Below are 17838 nucleotides of genomic sequence, written 5' to 3' on the forward strand. Positions count from 1 at the left end.
GTCTCGGCTAAGTCGCCCGTCAAATGACCGAGACCCCAGACACCACGCCCCCCGCCCGCGATTATCGCGACACCGTCTTCCTGCCGAAGACCGACTTCCCGATGAAGGCCGGCCTCCCCGCCAAGGAGCCGGGCATCCTCGCGCGCTGGCAGGCGATGAACCTCTACGAGAAGACCCGCGAAGCCCGCCGCGGCGCTGAGAAGTTCATCCTGCACGATGGCCCGCCCTATGCGAACGGCGACATGCATATCGGCCATGCGCTCAACCATATCCTCAAGGACACGGTGTGCCGCACGCAGGGCCTGCTCGGCAAGGACGCGCCCTATGTGCCCGGCTGGGACTGCCACGGCCTGCCGATCGAGTGGAAGGTCGAGGAGCAGTACCGCGCCAAGAAGCGCAACAAGGACGAGGTCCCCGCGAACGAATTCCGCGCCGAGTGCCGTGCCTATGCGCAGCATTGGGTCAACGTGCAGCGCGAGCAGCTCAAGCGGCTCGGCATCAACGGCGACTGGGACCATCCTTATTTGACGATGGATTTCGCCGCCGAGGCGACGATCGTCACCGAGCTGATGAAGTTCGCGGAAAGCGGCCAGCTGTATCGCGGCGCCAAGCCGGTGATGTGGTCGCCCGTTGAAAAGACCGCGCTCGCCGAGGCCGAGGTCGAATATGAGGACGTCGTGTCGACGCAGATCGACGTGGCGTTCGAGATCGTGGAGGCGCCGAACGCGCCCGAATTGGTCGGCGCCTATGCGGTGATCTGGACGACGACGCCGTGGACGATCCCGGTCAACCAGGCGCTGAGCTATGGGCCGGAGATTGAGTACATCGTTCTCGATTACCCGACGACAAGTCAACGATATCTCGTTGCGAACGACCCTGAGCTGCTTGCCCGGTTTTTTGGTCGCGCCTCTAAGGAAAAATGGGGATCTCGCGCAGAATTCAGGCGGGCGCTTCACGATGATGATAAGGCGATGGCTTGGGCGTTCGCTGAAGCAGATCAGCCGCTTATCATTCGGGGCTCTCAGCTCGAAGGCGCCACCGCGCGTCACCCGATGCACGAACTCGGCGGGTTCTTCGCCAAGCCGCGGCCGTTCCTGCCGGGTGATTTCGTTACCACCGACGCGGGCACCGGGCTCGTCCATATGTCCCCCGACCACGGCGAGGACGATTTCCTGCTGTGCAAGCAATACGGCATCGAGCCGGTCTTCGCGGTCGATGGCGCGGGCATGTATCGCGACGATTGGGCGTGGCTCGGCGGGCAGGGCTCGGTGATCAACAAGAAGTTCGTCTCCGCCGAGGGGCCGATCTGTACGGACCTGCGCGCAGTTGGTGCGTTGCTCGCGGCGAGCGATGATTTTGCGCATTCCTACCCGCATTCGTGGCGGTCGAAGGCGAAGGTCATCTTCCGGGCGACGCCGCAATGGTTCATTCCGATGGACCAGGCGCTGCCCGAAAGCCCCTCCCCTTCAGGGGAGGGGTTGGGGTGGGGCCGTGCCGCGGCCTCGAGCGTCGGTCTCGGTGAGACGGCCCCCAGCCCCTCCCCTGAAGGGGAGGGGAGTCCTGGGCGGACCTTGCGGGAGACCGCGCTTGCCGCGATCGAAGCGACCACCTGGTATCCACCCAAGGGCCAGAACCGCATCACCGCGATGGTCGCTGGCCGCCCCGACTGGGTGATCAGCCGCCAGCGCGCCTGGGGCGTGCCGATCACGCTGTTCGTCAACCGCGCGACCGGCCAGTATCTCGTCGATCCCGCGGTCAACGCGCGGATCATCGCCGCCATCACCGCGCAGGGCGTCGATGCGTGGAGCGAGGAAGCCGCGCAGGACCTGCTCGGCCCCGACTACGACCTCGCCGATTACGAGCGCGTCACCGACATTCTCGACGTGTGGTTCGACAGCGGCTGCACGCACGCCTTCGTGCTCGAGAGCGGGCGCTGGCCCGATCTGCGCTGGCCCGCCGATCTCTATCTCGAAGGCTCGGACCAGCATCGCGGCTGGTTCCAGTCGTCGCTGATGGAGGCATGCGGCACGCGCGGGCGTGCGCCGTACAATGCGGTGCTGACGCATGGCTTCACGATGGATGCGAAGGGCATGAAGATGTCCAAGTCGCTCGGCAACACGATCAACCCGCTCGACTTGATGAAGGAATCGGGCGCGGACATCCTGCGGCTGTGGGCGCTGTCGGTCGATTTCACCGAGGACCACCGCATCGGCAAGGAGATATTGGGCGGCGTCTCCGACCAGTATCGCAAGCTGCGCAACACCTTCCGCTACCTGCTCGGCGCGCTCGACGGGTTCGACGAGGCCGAGCTTCTGCCGGTCGCGGAGATGCCCGAGCTCGAACGCTATGTGCTCCACCTGCTCGCCGAGCTCGACGCCAAGCTGCGTGCGGCGGTGCTGGTGTACGATTTCAACAGCTATGTCCGGCTGCTGACCGAGTTCGCGCAGGAAGACCTGTCGGCCTTCTACTTCGATATCCGCAAGGATTCGCTCTATTGCGACGCGCCGACCGATCTCAAGCGCCGCGCGGTGCGCACCGTGTTCGACACGCTGTTCCACGCACTCGTCCGTTACGCCGCGCCGGTGCTGTGCTTCACTGCGGAGGAGACGTGGCAGGCGCGCTTCCCGAGCGAGGATGGTTCGGTGCACCTGCTCGAATGGCCTGAAGTCCCGTCGAGTGTCGGCGACAGCACATTGGTCGAAAAGTGGGTTCTGATTCGAAAGGCTCGGACAGTCATTGTCGGAGCAATCGAACCGCTTCGCAGGGACAAACTCATTCGGTCCAGCTTGGAGGCGGACATTTATGTAGCCGTTGAAGACGATGCGGCAATGTTCGACGCACTGGCGAGTGTGGATCTCTCGGAAATCGCCATTTCCTCGAAATCTGAGATCGTTAACGGTCGAATGGAAGGCGGCGGTGGTTTTCAATTGCCGATCGCTCCATCGATTGGGGTACATGTGAAGAAGACCGATTTCCACAAATGCGGCCGCTGCTGGCGCCTGCTCCCCGAAGTCGAGGAAGACGGCGATCTGTGCGACCGTTGCGAAGCGGCGGTGGCATGAGGCTCCCGCTCGCAGGCTTCGCGACCGCCGCGCTGCTGTTCGTCGCCGACCAGGCGGCCAAGCTCGGCGTGACCGAGGGCCTCAAGCTCGACGAGATGACCAACGCGCATTTCGTCACGGCGTTCTTCAACCTGCGCTTCGTCGCCAATCGCGGCGTGTCGCTCGGCCTGCTCCACGCCGATACCGACACGACGCGCTGGCTGCTGGTGCTGATGACCGGGGCGATCGCGCTCGGCGTCCTTGTCTGGATGCTGCGCGAGACCAAGCGCGCCGATCAGATGGCGCTCGGGCTCGTGCTCGGCGGGGCGTTTGGCAACATCCTCGATCGGGTGCGGCTCGGCTATGTCGTCGATTTCGCCGATCTGCATTTCGGCAGCTGGCAGCCGTTTTTGGTCTTCAACATCGCCGACGCCGCGATTAGCATCGGCGTGCTCATCTTGCTCGCGCGCGCGCTTCTGGTACGAGACACGCCGAAACTCGATTCTGGGGCGGAACAAGGCCCAACGGAGAATATCCATGCGTAAGTTTTCGATTCTGACGGCCGGCGTGGCACTGCTCGCGCTGGGCGCTTGCGCACATGGCAAAGGCGGCCGCAGCGGCCCCGACGAATTCTCGGTCGCGCGCCAGGCACCGCTGGTGATCCCGCCCGATTTCTCGCTCACACCCCCCAAGCCCGGCGCGGCGCGCGCCAACGACGTCAGCGCCAACGCGCAGGCGCTCGACGCGCTGTTCGGCGGCACTGCGGCGCGCAGCGCTTCGGAGAGCGCGACGCTCTCGCAGGCGGGCGTCGATTCGGACGATCCCGGCATCCGCTCGTCGGTCGGCGACCCCGGCACGACCGTGGTCGACAAGGGCGCGACCACGCGCGACGTCGTCTCCGCGCCCGAAGGCGATGGCCAGTCGGCCAAGGCGACCGCACCGAAGTGAACGGCGAAGGGGCGACGGCTGCGTCGCCCCGGTCCGCGCCACGCGCGTCCCGACCGTCTGGGAAGGTCGCCCGTTTCCTATAGCCGGGCGACGAGCCCGGCGATCGTCACGACCAGCACCGGTGCCAGCGCGACCCCAAGGCGCCAGCGCGGCATCCGCCAGGTCGACCGCCGCGTGAGCAGCAGCGCCGCCGCGATGCCGACCGCGCTCATCGTCCAGAAGTGATAGCGCACCTCCGACGCGACGCTCAGCGGGAGGTAGCTGAAACCATAGAGCACCGCCGACCAGACGAGCGCGACCGCGGGATCGCCGTCGCCGAAGGTCGGGCGCAATACCAACAAGCCGCACCCGAGCACGAGCCAGCAGATCGGCCAGCCCGGCGGTATGGTCAGCAGCGTGTCGGCGGCCCCCTGTAGCGTCGCCCGCGCGCCGTTCGGCGCGACGGTGAAACCCCACGGATTGGGATCGGACTGCGGCGACAGGCCGGGCAGATCGGCGTCGTGGACGAGGAAACGCGTGTTGCGATCGAAATGCGCGAGGCGATGCGCGGCATAGGCCAGCGGATGCGCGGCGACCGCGGCGGCCCACCAGCCATAGGGGCCATGCCCCGCCTTGAGCGGTGCGGCGAGATTGGTGAAGCCGATCGCGCACGGCGCCGTGCCCCACCAGGCATAGCGATCCCACGAGATCGGCGAATAGCAGTCGCGATTGACCGCGACCGGGTTCGCGACGACGGTCGGCGGGAAGGTGTCGCGCGCGGCGAATGCGCCGATCCCGCCGAGATCGTAGATCACCAGCGACAGTTCGACCCCGCTGCGCTTGGCGTGGAGCGCGGCGTTGGCGAGCGGGAGCGCGAGCAGCAGCGGGATCGCCGCGAGCACGGCGGTGAGGCCGAGCCGCGGGAGCGTCCGCCGCCACGCCGCAGGCGCGGCGAGCAACAGCAGCGGCAGGCACGCCGGAACCGCGTTGAAGCGCAGCGTCGCCGCCGCGACGAGCAACAGCGCGGCGACGATCCGTGCTGCGCGCCGCTCGGGTCGCGCCGCGAGCAGGCCGCTCGCCACCAACAGCGCCCCCGCGAACAGGCTGTCCTTGAGCACGGTTCCGACCAGCACCAGCACGATCGGCGACAGCGCGAGCAAGCCGATCGCCCCCGCCGCGAAGCGCTGTCCGCGCGTCCACGCCGCGTGCAGCCACAAGGCGGTGCCGCCCCAATAGAGCGCCAGCTGGAGCACGAGCATCGGCGCCGGCCCGGCGCCGAACGCGCCGAGCTGGCGCCACAGCCAGTTCATCGCCGGCGGGTGCCAGTCGTCATACTGGCCGCTGAGCGCCTGGCCATATTGCCGGATCGCGTCCCACGTCATGATCCCGGGCCAGAACAGCGCGCCATGCAGCAGCGCCAGCATTAGCGCCGCGCCGCCACCCGCCAGGATCGCGCGTCTATCGGTCAAAAGTCTCACCATGCCGCGCTAGCATGGCGGGGCGGCAAAACCATCGGCGATTGCGTGCGGGCAGGGCAAAACCGTGTGGCTTGTGATCGCCCGGCTTTTGCGCTTCATTGCCGACCGTAACGACGAAACGGGGCTCCTTCATGACATTCCAACGCCTTGCGCTGGCGGCTGCGGGCCTGCTCGGCTCGACCACGCTGACCGCGCCGGTCGCGCTGGCGCAGGACGCCCGGCCTGCCTTCGCCGAACCCACGCTCTCCCCCGACGGCGCGCTGATCGCCTTCGCCTCGGGCGGCGACATCTGGGAAGTCGCGGCGTCGGGCGGCGTCGCGCGTCCGCTCGTCACCGATGCGGCGACCGAGGCGCGCCCGCTCTATTCGCCCGACGGGACCAAGCTCGCCTTCACCTCGACGCGCGGCGGCAACGCCAACATCTACGTGCTCGATCTCGCCAGCGGCGCGGTGACCCGGCTGACCTATGCCGAGGCGGGCGAGGAGCTCGACGCCTGGTCGCCCGATGGCAAATATCTCTATTTCGCTTCCGGAGTCGCCGATGTCGGCCGCCAGCCCGACATCTTCCGCATCGCGGTCGATTGCGGCACGCCGATGCAGGTCAGCCGCGAGACCTATCTCGCCGAGTTCCAGGCGGCGCCGTCGCCCGACGGCAGCACGCTCGCGATCAACACGCGCGGAATCAGCGCGGGGCAATGGTGGCGCAACGGCACCTCGCACATCGACCAGACCGAGCTGTGGCTCAAGCCGGTGGCCGAGGGCGGCGCGTATCGCCCGTTGCTCGCCGATGGCGAGAAGCACGCCTGGCCGATGTGGAGCCGCGACGGACGCAGCCTCGTCTATATGAGCGCGAAGGGTGGTCCCGAGAACCTCTGGCGCGTCGGCGTCGCGGGCGGGGCAGTACCGGAGCAGCTTACGCATTTCACCAGCGGACGTGTGCTATACCCCGCGATGGCGGCGAACGGTTCGGCGATTGTGTTCGAGCGCGATTTCGGGGTGTGGCGCTTCGACCCCGCCACCGGCCAGGCCGCCGCCGTACCGATCACGCTGCGCGGCGCGGCGAGCACGACCCCGCGCCGACACGAGCAGTTGCAGAGCTTCACCCGCCTGGCGCTCTCGCCCGACGGGCAGAAGGTCGCGGTGATCGGGCATGGCGAGGTGTTCGCGACTTCGGCGAAGGATGGCGGCACCGCGCAGCGCGTGACCAATACGCCAGGTGCCGAACGCGAAGTGGTCTGGTCGCCCGACAGCCGCCGTACGCTCGTCATATCCGAGCGCGGGCTCGCGCATTGCCTCGTCGAATATGATGTGGCGAGCGGGCGCGAGACGGTGCTGACGCGGCAGGGCATCGCCTCGACGCCGTCTTATGCGCCCGACGGCAAGTCGGTTGCCTATGTGCTCGATGACCGCGAACTTCACGTCGTGACGCTCGCGGGTGGAGCCGATCGCACGCTGTTCACCGGCGCGATCGCCACCGACGAGCGCGACGGGCCGCGCCCGACCTGGTCGCCCGACGGCCAGTACGTCGCCTTCCCGCTGACCGATTCGCGCTCGTTCGTGAATGTCGAGCTCGTCCCCGCCGCGGGCGGCGCGGCGCGGCCGGTCAGCTTCCTCGCCAATGGCCAGATGGGCGGGATCGCCTGGTCGCCCGACGGCAGCTACATCCTGTTCGATACGGCGCAGCGCAGCGAGGATTCGCGCATCGTCCGCATCGACCTGCTGCCGCATGTGCCGAAGTTCAAGGAAGACAGATTCAGCGACCTGTTCAAGCCCGGCAAGCAGCCCGGCACCCCCGACACGCCGTCCGACACGCCCGCGCCCGCGACGCCCAAGCCGCTGCCGGTCGCGGCGAAGAAAGGCGCCGCGCCGCCGCCAGCGCCCAAGGTCGCCCCTGTGTCGATCGTCTGGGACGGCCTGCGCGCCCGCGCGACGATCCTGCCGCTTGGGCTCAATGCCGATACGCCGGTGATCAGCCCCGATGGCAAGACACTCGTCTTCCGCGCGCGCGAGAAGGGGCGTGCCAACCTCTACAGCTACACCCTCGACGAACTCGCCGACGAGCCGCCCGTCGCGCAGCAACTCACGCAGAGCGACCGGCCGAAGGGCGATTTCGCGCTCGCCGGCGACGGCAAGACGCTGTTCTATCTCGACGGCGGCCGCGTCATCTCGACTCCGCTCGACAGCCCCAAGCCCAAGCCGATCGCGGTCGGGGCGGAAATGGACGTGGACTTCGCGACCGAGAAGCAGATCGTGTTCGACGAAGCGTGGAGCATCCTCGACCGCAAATTCTTCGATCCAAAGTTCAACGGCCAGGACTGGAAAGCGCTGCGCGCGCGCTTCCAGCCCTATATCGCCGGCGCGCGCACGCCCGACGAGGAGCGGCGGATCATCAATCTGATGATCGGCGAGCTCAACGCCTCGCACTCGGGCATCTCGCTCAGCCCCGGTTCGCCCGGCAGCCCGCGGCCCAACCGCGTCGGCGATCTCGGGCTGCGCTTCGATCGCGCGGCCTATGACGCGGGGCGCGGGCTCGTCGTCCGCTCGGTGGTGCGGCTGGGGCCCGCGGCGATCGAGAAGATCGTGCCCGGCGACAGAATCGTCAGCGTCGGCGGTGTCGCGATCGGCGCGCATGGTAATATCGATGCCTTGCTCGAGAACAGCGTCGGCCGCCGCGTTGCGCTCGGTGTGGTGGGCGCGAACGGGCAACGCAGCGTCGTCGTACGCCCGATCTCGGTCGGCGCGGCTGCGGGGCTCGCCTACCGCCAGTGGGTCGATGATCGTCGCGCGCTGGTCGAGCGGCTGTCGGGCGGCAAGCTCGGCTATGTCCATATCGCCGACATGTCGTCCGAATCGCTCGACCAGCTCTATCTCGATCTCGATGCCGAAAATCAGCGGCGCCAGGGCGTCGTCGTCGATATCCGCAACAACAATGGCGGCTTCATCAACGGCTATGCGATCGACGTCTTCGCGCGCGCCAATTACCTCACGATGACGCCGCGCGACCTGTTCCCGCTGCCCGGGCGCCAGGCGCTCGGCCAGCGTGCGCTCGGCAAGCCGACCGTGCTTGTCACCAACGAATCGTCGCTGTCGGATGCCGAGGATTTCACCGAGGGCTATCGCGCGCTCGGGCTCGGCAAGGTCGTCGGGCAGCCGACCGCGGGGTGGATCATCTTCACCGGAGGCGAGCCGCTGATCGACGGCTCGGCGGTGCGCACGCCGGGGACGCGGATCCAGGACGGACGCGGGCAGGACATGGAGATGCACCCGCGCCCGGTCGACGTGGCGGTGACGCGGCCGCTCGGCGAAGGCCCCGGCACCGATACGCAATTGAGCGCGGCGGTCGATGTGCTGCTCGCGCAGGTGGGGAAGCCGTAACGGATCGGCGCACCGGCGCGATTGCTCCCGCGTCGCACTGTGCTATCCCGCTCCATCACTCGACGGAGCTTCCCTGCCATGCGCCTCAGCCTGTTTGCTTTTCTGCTCGCCGCGTCCGCCAGCCCGGCGCTCGCCGCACCGACCGTGCATTCCTATGGCGGGCTCGCGCTGTCGGCGCAGGGCGACCGCATCGCGACGATCGACAGCGAGGGCAGCAAGAGCAGCATCACGATCCGCGCGACGAGCGGCAAGCTGTTGCGCAGCTTCGACCCGTGCGGGAATCTGTGTTCGGTGTCCGCCCTGACCTTTGCCCCCGACGGCAGCCTCGCCTATCTCACGCGCGACAAGAAGGCCGGGCTCGTCACGCTGGTGGTCGATCACGACGGCAAGCCGCACACCGTCGCGACGATCAGCGGCATCGCGCAGACCCCGCGCTTCTCGCCCGACGGGACTCGTGTAGCGCTGCTCGTCACGATCGGCGCTGCCAAGGAATCGGGCGCGACCCAGGCGGGCGTGCGGCAGATCGGCGAGATCGGCGAGAAGAGCGACGAGCAGCGCCTCGCGGTGTTCGACGTGGGCGGTACGCTGACCGCGGACAAGGTCCGCCCGCTGTCGCCCGCCGATCGCTACATCTACGAATATGACTGGACGCCCGACGGCAGCGGCTTCGTCGTCACCTCGGCGCTCGGCAATGGCGACAACAATTGGTGGGTCGCGACGCTCGACGCGGTCGATGCGACGACCGGCGCGGTGCGCACCATCGCCAAGCCGAAGACGCAGCTCAACTTCCCGCGCGTCTCGCCCGACGGCAAGACCGTTGCCTATATCGGCGGGTTGATGAGCGATTTCGGCTCGGTTGGCGGCGACGTCTGGACGGTGCCGTTCGAGGGCGGCGAGCCGCGCAATACCCAGCCGAACAGCAAGCTGACGGTGACGTCGCTCGTCTGGCGCGACGCGGCGATCCGCGGCACCGCGCTGCGCGGCGACCGGATGGGGCTCTACGCCGAGCGCGCGAGCACCGACGGCCTGGGTTGGAGCCGTCCATCGACGCTCGCCGCGGGTGACGCCAAGGCCGCGTGGAGCGCCGATGGCAAGACCGTCGCGACGGTGGTGCAGGACTTCACGCATGCCCCCGCGATCTTCGCCGGGCCGGTCGATGCGCCCGTCCAGATCACGCACGACAATGACGCGATCCCCGCGAAGATGACCGCGCGCAGCATCAGCTGGAAGAATGATGGGTTCGACGTCCAGGGTTGGCTGCTCGCCCCGCTCGGCGCCGATCCCAAGAAGAAGGCGCCGATGATCACGATCCTCCATGGCGGCCCGTCGGCGGCGAACGTGCCGTATTTCGGTGGCGGCTTCGGCGCGCTGCTCGATGCCGGCTATTACATCTTCCTGCCCAATCCGCGCGGCAGCTACGGCCAGGGCGAGGCCTTCACCGCCGCCAACAAGCGCGATTTCGGCGGTGGCGATCTGCGCGACATCCTGACCGGGATCGATGCGGTCGAAAGGCAAGCGCCGGTCGACGATGCGCGACTCGGGCTCACCGGCGGCAGCTATGGCGGCTTCATGTCGATGTGGGCGAACACCCAGACCAACCGCTTCAAGGCGATCGTCGCGGGTGCGGGGCTGTCGAACTGGGTGAGCTATTACGGCACCAACGGCATCGACCAGTGGATGCTGCCGTTCTTCGGCAAGACGCTGTACGAGGATCGCAAGGCGTATGAGGATGTCTCCGCGGTCAATTTCATCAAGAACGCGCGCACCCCGACCTTCATCTATGTCGGCGAGCGCGACATCGAGGTGCCGCCGACGCAATCGGTCGAATATTGGCATGGTCTGAAGGACATGGGGGTGCCGACCAGCCTGGTGATCTACCCCGACGAAGGTCACGGCATCCGCGCGCCGGCCAATTCCGCCGATGTCGTCGCGCGGACACGGGCGTGGTTCGACAAATATTTGGCAGCTAAGAAGTAACGGCGCCTCCCCTCCCTGAAAGAAAGGGGCTGGGGGTGGGTCGGCCCGTTGTCGCGGTCGGCCCCCGCCCTAGGCCGACCCACCCCCAACCCCTCCCTTCCAGGGAGGGGAGGGGAGGGACTTATCGCAGCGGTTTGCCCGAATCCTTCCAGCGGTCGAGGATCTGCGAATCGCCAGGCAGCGTATCGGCCGCTGCCGTCGCGGCGGCGACCGGGGTGCCGCTCTGCGCATAAGCCGGCTGGATCGTCGCGGGCTTGGCGGCAGGGAGCGCCGGCATAACCACCGCGGCGCTCACCAGCGCCGGCGGATCGATCCGCGGATGCGGGCCCGGAACCGGCTCCCCGCCGAGATACGGCTGGCGGAACGCCGCGGGCGTACCCCATCCGCCCTGCCAGCGATGGAAGAAATGCGCGCCGATCGCTGCGGTCATCACCAGGCTGCGGTTCCACGCCGGCGTGACGGCGTAGGTGTGGTAATGCGTCGCCAGCCCGACCTGCGGCATGACATGCCCGTTGAGCGCGGCGGCGGCGACCTTCAACGCGCGCAGCCAATACGCCGGCGACGGGCTCCCACGTTGCAGCGCGCCGTCGCAGGCGAAGCTGAACTGGCAGCCGGCATGTTCCGAACCCTGGAACACCACCCCGCACACCGTGGCGGGGAAGGCGGGGTGCCGCACGCGGTTGAGGATCACCTGCGCGACCGCCTGCTGCCCGGCATCGGGCTCGCTCGCGGCCTCGTAATAGATCGCCGTCGTCAGGCATTGCAGCGCGCGCCCGCGATCGGTCGCGCTCGCGCGCGCCATCGAGAAGGGCAAAGCTGCACGGACCGACGTATCCGCCGCCAATGCCGCTGCTCCGACCGGAAGCGGCAGATCGGGCAGCGCGATCGTCCCCGTCGTGCCGCGTGCAGGAGCCGCGTCACCGGGCATGGGGCCGGGCACGGGATCGTCGGCGGCGTAGAAATAGGCGGCGCCGGGGAAATGGTCCTCGATCTCATAGCCGCTCGGCGCGGGGGCGTGCTGCGCGGCCTTGGCGTGCTGGATGATGATCGCGCGCAACGCGGCATGCGCCGAAACGCCGGCGAGCACGAGCGCGCACAGGCCGACGGCGCCGAGCTTGCTCAGCCGCCGCATCTTCACCCAGCCAAGGATCGCCTGCAGATACACGCGCGCGCTGTAGCCGATTTTAACGCGGCGCGATGCCGCTGATTTACGGGTGTCTCGCGACGAGACGATTGCTGGTTAATGCAGGATTTGCGCGGCCACACGAACTGCATCCGTAGAAGCAGACGCGGTGCAGCGTCGGCCGAGCCTCAGCGGAAATTGTCGGCGTAGCTCTGCAACTTGAGCGTGCGGGTCGGCGCGGGGACGACGGTGAAGGCGAGGCCTTCGCGCTCGGCATAAGCGATCGCGGCTTCCTGCGTCGGGAAGCTCAGCCGCAGCTGGTCGCGCGTGTCGCCCGAGCCGGCCCAGCCGGTCAGCGGGTCGGGCTGCTTGGGCTCGGCGGGAGCGAAATCGAGCACCCAGCTGGTGGTGCGGGCACGGCCCGACGACATGGCGTTCTTGGGGCGCTGATAGATTCGGGCGATCGACATGGCGTCTCCTTATCGTGCTTCTTGGCGCCGCGCATCTGCGTTTTTCGTGCGCAGCGTCGCAGACGCCGAAGCGGGGTCGTCGGGCCAGGGGTGGCGGGGATAGCGACCGCGCATTTCCTTGGCGACCGCCGACCAGCTTCCCGCCCAGAAGCCTGGCAGATCGCGCGTCGTCTGGATCGGGCGCCCGCCGGGCGAGGTGAGGCTGAGCACCAGCGCCACGCGCCCGCCCGCGATCATCGGATGCGTGGCGAGGCCGAACAGCGTCTGCGGGCGCAGTTCAACGCGCGGGCCACCCTCGGCGTCATAGTCGATCGGATGGCTCGATCCGGCCGGGCTGGTGAAATGCGTCGGCGCGAGGCGGTCGATCGTCTTCAGCGCATCCCAGCCGATCAGGGTGCGCAAGGCATCGGTCAGCGCGCCCGGGTCGATCGCGTCGAGCCGCCGCTTGCCGACGAGCAGCGGCGCGAGCCATTCGTCGGCGCGCGTGAGCAGGGCGGCGTCGTCGAGCGCGAGTTCGGCGCCGCCATGCTCCTGCGCGAACGCGGCGCGGTGGCGCAGCGCGAGCGCCGCGTCGCTCCACGGCAGGCGGGCGAGGCCGGTCGTGCGCACGCCGTCGAGCAACGCGGCGGCGATCGCATCGGGGTCGGCGTTCGCATCCGGCCCACTCGACAGGCGGAGCGCGCCGAGCCGGCGTTCGCGGAGGACCCGAACGCCGCCGGTCGCGGGGTCGAAGGCGACGGTGCGATGCGTCGCGATGCGGTCGCCGAACAGGCTTTCGATCGTGGCGAGATCGATCGCCGCGGCCGAGAGGATCCGCGCGCCCGACGCCATGCCCTGCGTCTCGGCGACGGCGAGCCACTCCGCGCGGGCGAGGCTGGCGGTCGGGTCGAGCTTGAACCCGCGCCCGCCGACCGACGCCCAGGTCTCGCCAGAGCTGTCGCGACGGCGCGCGATGCGGTCGGGGAAGGCGAGCGCGATGGCGACGGCCGTCTCCCTCTCCCCGGAGGGGAGAGGGAGAGAGCTGAGCCCATCGCCGCGCCAGTTTCCGCCCGGCGTCGGCGCGCTGCCCGCGTTCGCCGCGCCAGCGCCGCCGCCGCGCTTCGAGATCGACGTCGCTGCCGCCGAGCCCGCGCTCGCCGAGCAGCACCGCGACCTCGGCCGCGACCTCGGCCAGCCCGAGCTCCCCGGCGCGCACCAGCATATGCCCCAGTCGCGGCGCCAGCGGCAGCCGCGCGATCGCCGCACCGTGCCGCGTCGGGCGCCCGTCCGGATCGAGCGCGTCGAGCGCCGCCAGCCGCGATCGCGCCTCCTGCACCGCAGCCTCGGGCGGCGGGTCGAGCCAGCGCAAGGCGCGGGGATCGGCCACCCCCCACAAGGCGCAGTCGAGCGTCAGCGCCGACAGATCGGCCTCGAGGATCTCGGGCGGATCGAATCGCGGCAGCCCCGCAGTCGCGGCTTCTTCCCATAGCCGGTACGCCGCCCCCGGCCGCTGCCGCGCGGCGCGGCCGGCGCGCTGCGTCACCGCCGCCTGGCTCGCGCGCTCGGTGACGAGCCGCGTCATTCCCGCCGCGCGATCGTAGCGCGGGCGCCGCGCGAGCCCCGAATCGACCACCACCGAAATGCCGTCGAGCGTCAGGCTGGTCTCGGCGATCGATGTCGCCAGCACGATCTTGCGCCGCCCGCCGGCATCGGGCGCGATCGCGGCGCGCTGCGCGGCGGGGTCGAGGCTGCCGTGCAGACGATGCAGCACCACGCCCGCGCCCAGTCCGTCGAGCCGTTCGGCGGTGCGCTCGATCTCGGCGACGCCGGGGAGGAAGGCGAGGACCCCGCCGCTATCCTCGCGTAAGGCTAGCCGCACCGCAGCGGCGACCGAATCCTCGATCCGCGCCTCGGCCGCGCGACCGAGATGGTGCAGCGTCAGCGGATGCATCCGCCCCGCGCTCTCGATCACCGGCGCGCCGTCCATCAGCCCCGAAAAGCGCGCGCCGTCGAGCGTCGCCGACATCGCCACCAGCCGGAGGTCGGGCCGCAGCCCGGCCTGCGCGTCGAGCGCGAGCGCCAGTCCGAAATCGCTGTCGAGGCTGCGCTCATGGACTTCGTCGAACAGCACCGCCGACACGCCCGCGAGGTCGGGATCGTTCTGGATGCGGGCGACGAAGATTCCCTCGGTCACCACCGTCACGCGAGTCGCAGCGGAGCGCTTCGAATCCGTCCGCGTAGCGTACCCGAAGGTCTGGCCAACCGGCTCGCCGGCCGTCGCCGCCATGCGTTCGGCCGCCGCGCGTGCGGCGAGACGCCGCGGCGAGAGCAACAGGATCTCGCCGCCGCACCACGCCTCGCCGAGCAGGGCAGGGGCGACCGCCGTCGTCTTGCCCGCACCGGGCGGCGCGACGAGCACGGCGTTGCTCGCTTCGCGCAACGTTGCGAGCAGCTCGGGCAGGACGGCGTGGATCGGCAGCGTCATGCGACTTGCCGCCGCCCGGGCACGGCGTTGGTGAGGTGAACCATGGACACGCCGCGAGCCTTGCCCGATCTCGCGCAGCGGGGACAGGGCGATATGGTGGACCCGATCGGCCCGGGCGGAAGGAACCGCAACGGCATGCGCGACGTCCTAGTATATCCCGCAATCGCGATGCTAGGCGGGGGGCTCGAGAGTTTCGGAGATCATCTTGGCCGGCCATTCGCATCATCATGGACATTCGCATGGCCATTCGCACGGCGGGCATAGCCATGCCGGGCACGATCACGGCCCCCCCGCAGAAGGGCACGACCGCGCCTTCGCAATCGGCATCACGCTCAACCTCGCCTTCATCGTCGGCGAAGTGGTGTTCGGGCTGATCGCCGGATCGGTCGCGTTGCTGGCGGACGCCGGACACAATCTGTCCGACGTGCTCGGGCTCGGCGCCGCCTGGGCGGCGATCGCGCTCGGGCGGCGCGCGGCGTCGAAGCGCTTTACCTATGGGCTGAAGGGCTCGACGATCCTCGCGGCCCTGCTCAACGCGCTGCTGCTGCTCGTCGCGCTCGGTGCGATCGTGCTCGAGGCGGTGCAGCGGATCGCCGCGCCGGCGCCGGTCGACGGGCCGATCGTCGCGCTGGTCGCGGGGGCGGGCATCGTCGTCAACGGCGCGACGGCACTGCTGTTCATGCGCGGACGCAAGGACGACCTCAACATCCGCGGCGCGTACCTCCATATGGCGAGCGACGCGATCGTCTCGGCCGGGGTGGTCGTGTCCGGTCTGGTGATCTGGGTCTCCGGCGCGACCTGGATCGATCCGATCGTCAGCATCATGATCGCGGTGCTGATCTTCTGGCAGACCTGGGGGCTCTTGCGCGAGTCGGTCGAGATGGCGCTGGCGGCGGTGCCGCGCAGCATCGATTCGGATGCGGTGTGGGAGGAGCTGCGCGAGCTTCCGGGCGTCGTGCTAGTCCATCACGTCCATATCTGGCCGATGAGCACCACCGAGACCGTGCTGACCGCGCATCTCGTCATGCCCGGCGGGCACCCGGGCGACGCGTTTCTCGAGCAGGCGCGGGGGATGCTCAAGCAGCGCTTCGGGATCGGGCATGCGACGCTTCAGGTCGAACTGGCGGGTGCCGATGCGCCAGCGGCCAGGCTGGGCTGCTGACGGCGCCGGCAGCGGCGCGCGTCAGCGTCTGAACAGCGCGGCGACCGCATCGAACAGCGTCGCGCCGGCGAGCGGGCCGACCAACAGCATCAGCAGGTTGAAACCGATCACCCACGCCGCCACCGATTCGGCGCGTTTGTTCTGGCGCGGGGCCGGCTTGGGTTCGGGCCGTTCGGGCGGAGTCCATTCGTTGCGGAAATCGACGAACATCTGCGACGCTCCTGCTGTGCGCTCGCGCCAAAAGCCCGATCACGCCGCCACTATGCGCTTTTCCGGCCCGTTGGAAAGATCGAAATACCCCGGATAAACAGCGGAATTGCCCGATCAATAGGCCCGCGCGATGGCGAATTCGACCGCCTCGATCATCGCCTCTTTGGCCTTGCCGTTGGCGAAGATCGCAAGTGCGTCGATCGCGCGCTGGCCATAGTGGCGCGCGCGCGCGAGCGTATCGTCGACCGCGCGCGTCGCACGTACCAGTTCGATCGCGCGCTCGAAATCCTCGTCGCGGTTGCGATGCCCCTCGATCGCGGCCTTCCAGAAGGTGCGATCCTCGGGATTGCCGCGCGCATAAGCGAGGATCACCGGGAGCGTCGCCTTGCCCTCGCGGAAATCGTCGCCGGCGTCCTTGCCCATCGTGCCAGCATCCGAGACATAGTCGATCGCATCGTCGACCAGCTGGAACGCGATGCCGAGGTTGCGGCCGTACGAATCGAGCGCGAGCTCTTCGGCCTCGGGCCGTTCGGCGACCACCGCCGACACGCGGCAGGCGGCGGCGAATAACGCCGCGGTCTTCGCGCCGATGATGTCGAGATAGCGCTCTTCGGGCGTGTCGATGCGGCGCGCGGCGGTCAGCTGGTTGACCTCGCCCTCGGCGATGATCGCGCTCGCGCCCGCCAGAATGCCTAGCACCTTGAGCGACCCGTCCTCGACCATCAGCTCGAACGAGCGGCTGAACAGGAAATCGCCGACCAGCACGCTCGCCGGATTGCCCCAGATGAGGTTGGCGGTGCGCTTTCCGCGCCGCAGGTCCGAACCGTCGACGACGTCGTCGTGCAGCAGCGTGGCCGTATGGATGAACTCGACCGCCGCGGCGAGCCGGTGGTGGCGCGTGCCGGTATAGCCGAGCAGCCGCGCGCTCGCGAGCGTGAGCATCGGGCGCATGCGCTTGCCGCCGCCCGCGATGAGATGTCCGGCAAGCTCGGGGATCAGGGGGATCTCGGACTGCATCCGCGACAGGATCACGGCATTGACCATGTTCATGTCGCCGGTGACGAGTTGCACCATCGGCTCCAGCGAGGGCTGGGCGCGGCTCGGATCGAGGCGGAGAAGGGTAGCGCTCATGTGGGCTGCGATGTGGCCGCGCGCAGCGCCAAAGGCAAGCGTTTCCCGGCTTGCCTGGGACCTCCCGTGCCCGCAATAGGGCGAGGACATCAGATGGGGAGCCGCGCGTGGCCGACGAGACGCTGAACGGATACCGCCAGAGCATCGACAATATCGATGCCGCGCTGGTCTTTCTGCTCGCCGAGCGCTTCAAGACGACGCAGGCGGTCGGCCGCTACAAGGCGCAAGCGGGGCTGCCGCCCGCCGACCCCGGGCGCGAGGAGGCGCAGATCACGCGGCTGCGGGGCTTGGCCAAGCAAGCCGATCTCGACCCCGATTTCAGCGAGAAATTCCTGCGCTTCATCATCGACGAAGTGATCCGCCACCACGAGCGCGTCCGCGACGTGCGGTAGCGCGCGGCCTGTCGGATATTCGGATGCGGCTTGCCGCACGCGCCAAACCGCTTATCGTCGCCTCCGGCCCGCAGCATAAGGGCGTTGGG

12 protein-coding genes and 1 pseudogene are annotated in these 17838 nt (G+C 68.8%); 7 read left to right on the forward strand and 6 right to left on the reverse strand.

The genetic code is table 11. From position 1 onward, the window contains the following. The first annotated feature begins 23 nt into the window (after positions 1 to 23). From ileS to RH90_RS02130, 3 genes are read left to right on the forward strand one after another with little or no spacing between them, the layout of a single operon-like run. Positions 24 to 3062: an isoleucine--tRNA ligase gene (gene ileS / locus RH90_RS02120; protein WP_010183570.1), complete on the forward strand. Its 3039-nt coding sequence runs from the start codon at positions 24 to 26 to the stop codon at positions 3060 to 3062. Next, positions 3059 to 3586: a signal peptidase II gene (gene lspA, locus RH90_RS02125; protein ID WP_010183571.1), complete on the forward strand. Its 528-nt coding sequence runs from the start codon at positions 3059 to 3061 to the stop codon at positions 3584 to 3586. Before ileS ends, lspA begins: the two co-directional genes overlap by 4 nt. Further along, a complete protein-coding gene (locus RH90_RS02130; RefSeq protein WP_010183572.1) occupies positions 3579 to 3989 on the forward strand; it encodes a DUF3035 domain-containing protein in 411 nt (136 codons plus the stop codon). Before lspA ends, RH90_RS02130 begins: the two co-directional genes overlap by 8 nt. Positions 3990 to 4066: 77 nt before the next feature. Here the strand turns inward: RH90_RS02130 and RH90_RS02135 are convergent, their stop codons facing one another. Continuing rightward, positions 4067 to 5437, reverse strand: coding sequence for a hypothetical protein (locus tag RH90_RS02135; RefSeq protein WP_010183574.1), 1371 nt, complete (start codon positions 5435 to 5437; stop codon positions 4067 to 4069). 140 nt (positions 5438 to 5577) lie between these two features. Here RH90_RS02135 and RH90_RS02140 point away from each other — a divergent pair, with 140 nt between their 5' ends. Both RH90_RS02140 and RH90_RS02145 read left to right on the forward strand, forming a co-directional pair. After that, positions 5578 to 8820, forward strand: coding sequence for a S41 family peptidase (locus tag RH90_RS02140; RefSeq protein WP_010183575.1), 3243 nt, complete (start codon positions 5578 to 5580; stop codon positions 8818 to 8820). 78 nt (positions 8821 to 8898) lie between these two features. Further along, positions 8899 to 10797, forward strand: a complete 1899-nt coding sequence (locus RH90_RS02145) for a S9 family peptidase (RefSeq protein WP_010183577.1) — start codon at positions 8899 to 8901, stop codon at positions 10795 to 10797. Positions 10798 to 10918: 121 nt separating this feature from the next. Here RH90_RS02145 and RH90_RS02150 read toward each other — a convergent pair whose 3' ends face one another. The 3 genes and pseudogenes from RH90_RS02150 to hrpB all read right to left on the reverse strand — a co-directional run bounded on the left by RH90_RS02150 (position 10919) and on the right by hrpB (position 14854). After that, positions 10919 to 11962, reverse strand: a complete 1044-nt coding sequence (locus RH90_RS02150; protein ID WP_010183578.1) for a cell wall hydrolase — start codon at positions 11960 to 11962, stop codon at positions 10919 to 10921. A 146-nt stretch (positions 11963 to 12108) separates the two neighbouring features. Then, entirely contained in the window at positions 12109 to 12390 is a 282-nt protein-coding gene (locus RH90_RS02155; RefSeq protein ID WP_010183579.1) for an ETC complex I subunit, read from the reverse strand. A 9-nt stretch (positions 12391 to 12399) separates the two neighbouring features. Further along, a pseudogene (gene hrpB, locus RH90_RS02160) lies at positions 12400 to 14854 on the reverse strand (ATP-dependent helicase HrpB). A 205-nt stretch (positions 14855 to 15059) separates the two neighbouring features. On the opposite strand from hrpB, the gene RH90_RS02165 reads away from it, so the two are divergent. Beyond that, positions 15060 to 16016, forward strand: coding sequence for a cation diffusion facilitator family transporter (locus RH90_RS02165; RefSeq protein WP_010183580.1), 957 nt, complete (start codon positions 15060 to 15062; stop codon positions 16014 to 16016). A 21-nt stretch (positions 16017 to 16037) separates the two neighbouring features. Here RH90_RS02165 and RH90_RS02170 read toward each other — a convergent pair whose 3' ends face one another. Both RH90_RS02170 and RH90_RS02175 read right to left on the reverse strand, forming a co-directional pair. Next, positions 16038 to 16226 carry a hypothetical protein gene (locus RH90_RS02170; RefSeq protein ID WP_010183582.1) on the reverse strand — a complete coding sequence of 63 codons (189 nt, stop codon included), beginning with the start codon at positions 16224 to 16226 and terminating at the stop codon, positions 16038 to 16040. Between the two features lie 114 nt (positions 16227 to 16340). After that, the gene (locus RH90_RS02175; RefSeq protein ID WP_029624973.1) at positions 16341 to 17357 is read right to left on the reverse strand and encodes a polyprenyl synthetase family protein; all 1017 of its coding nucleotides are present in this window, start codon (positions 17355 to 17357) and stop codon (positions 16341 to 16343) included. A gap of 107 nt (positions 17358 to 17464) precedes the next feature. On the opposite strand from RH90_RS02175, the gene RH90_RS02180 reads away from it, so the two are divergent. Further along, a complete protein-coding gene (locus tag RH90_RS02180; protein WP_010183585.1) occupies positions 17465 to 17749 on the forward strand; it encodes a chorismate mutase in 285 nt (94 codons plus the stop codon). The last annotated feature ends 89 nt before the right edge of the window (positions 17750 to 17838 follow it).

It is taken from the genome of Sphingomonas sp. PAMC 26605, from assembly GCF_000241485.1.
Taxonomy (GTDB): domain Bacteria; phylum Pseudomonadota; class Alphaproteobacteria; order Sphingomonadales; family Sphingomonadaceae; genus Sphingomonas.

Bases quoted from the DNA above. Each gene is read 5' to 3' on its own strand.
- ileS (WP_010183570.1), top strand. From the start codon at position 24: ATGACCGAGACCCCAGACACCACGCCCCCCGCCCGCGATTATCGCGAC.
- lspA (WP_010183571.1), top strand. From the start codon at position 3,059: ATGAGGCTCCCGCTCGCAGGCTTCGCGACCGCCGCGCTGCTGTTCGTC.
- RH90_RS02130 (WP_010183572.1), top strand. From the start codon at position 3,579: ATGCGTAAGTTTTCGATTCTGACGGCCGGCGTGGCACTGCTCGCGCTG.
- RH90_RS02140 (WP_010183575.1), top strand. From the start codon at position 5,578: ATGACATTCCAACGCCTTGCGCTGGCGGCTGCGGGCCTGCTCGGCTCG.
- RH90_RS02145 (WP_010183577.1), top strand. From the start codon at position 8,899: ATGCGCCTCAGCCTGTTTGCTTTTCTGCTCGCCGCGTCCGCCAGCCCG.
- RH90_RS02155 (WP_010183579.1), bottom strand. From the start codon at position 12,390: ATGTCGATCGCCCGAATCTATCAGCGCCCCAAGAACGCCATGTCGTCG.
- RH90_RS02170 (WP_010183582.1), bottom strand. From the start codon at position 16,226: ATGTTCGTCGATTTCCGCAACGAATGGACTCCGCCCGAACGGCCCGAA.
- RH90_RS02175 (WP_029624973.1), bottom strand. From the start codon at position 17,357: ATGAGCGCTACCCTTCTCCGCCTCGATCCGAGCCGCGCCCAGCCCTCG.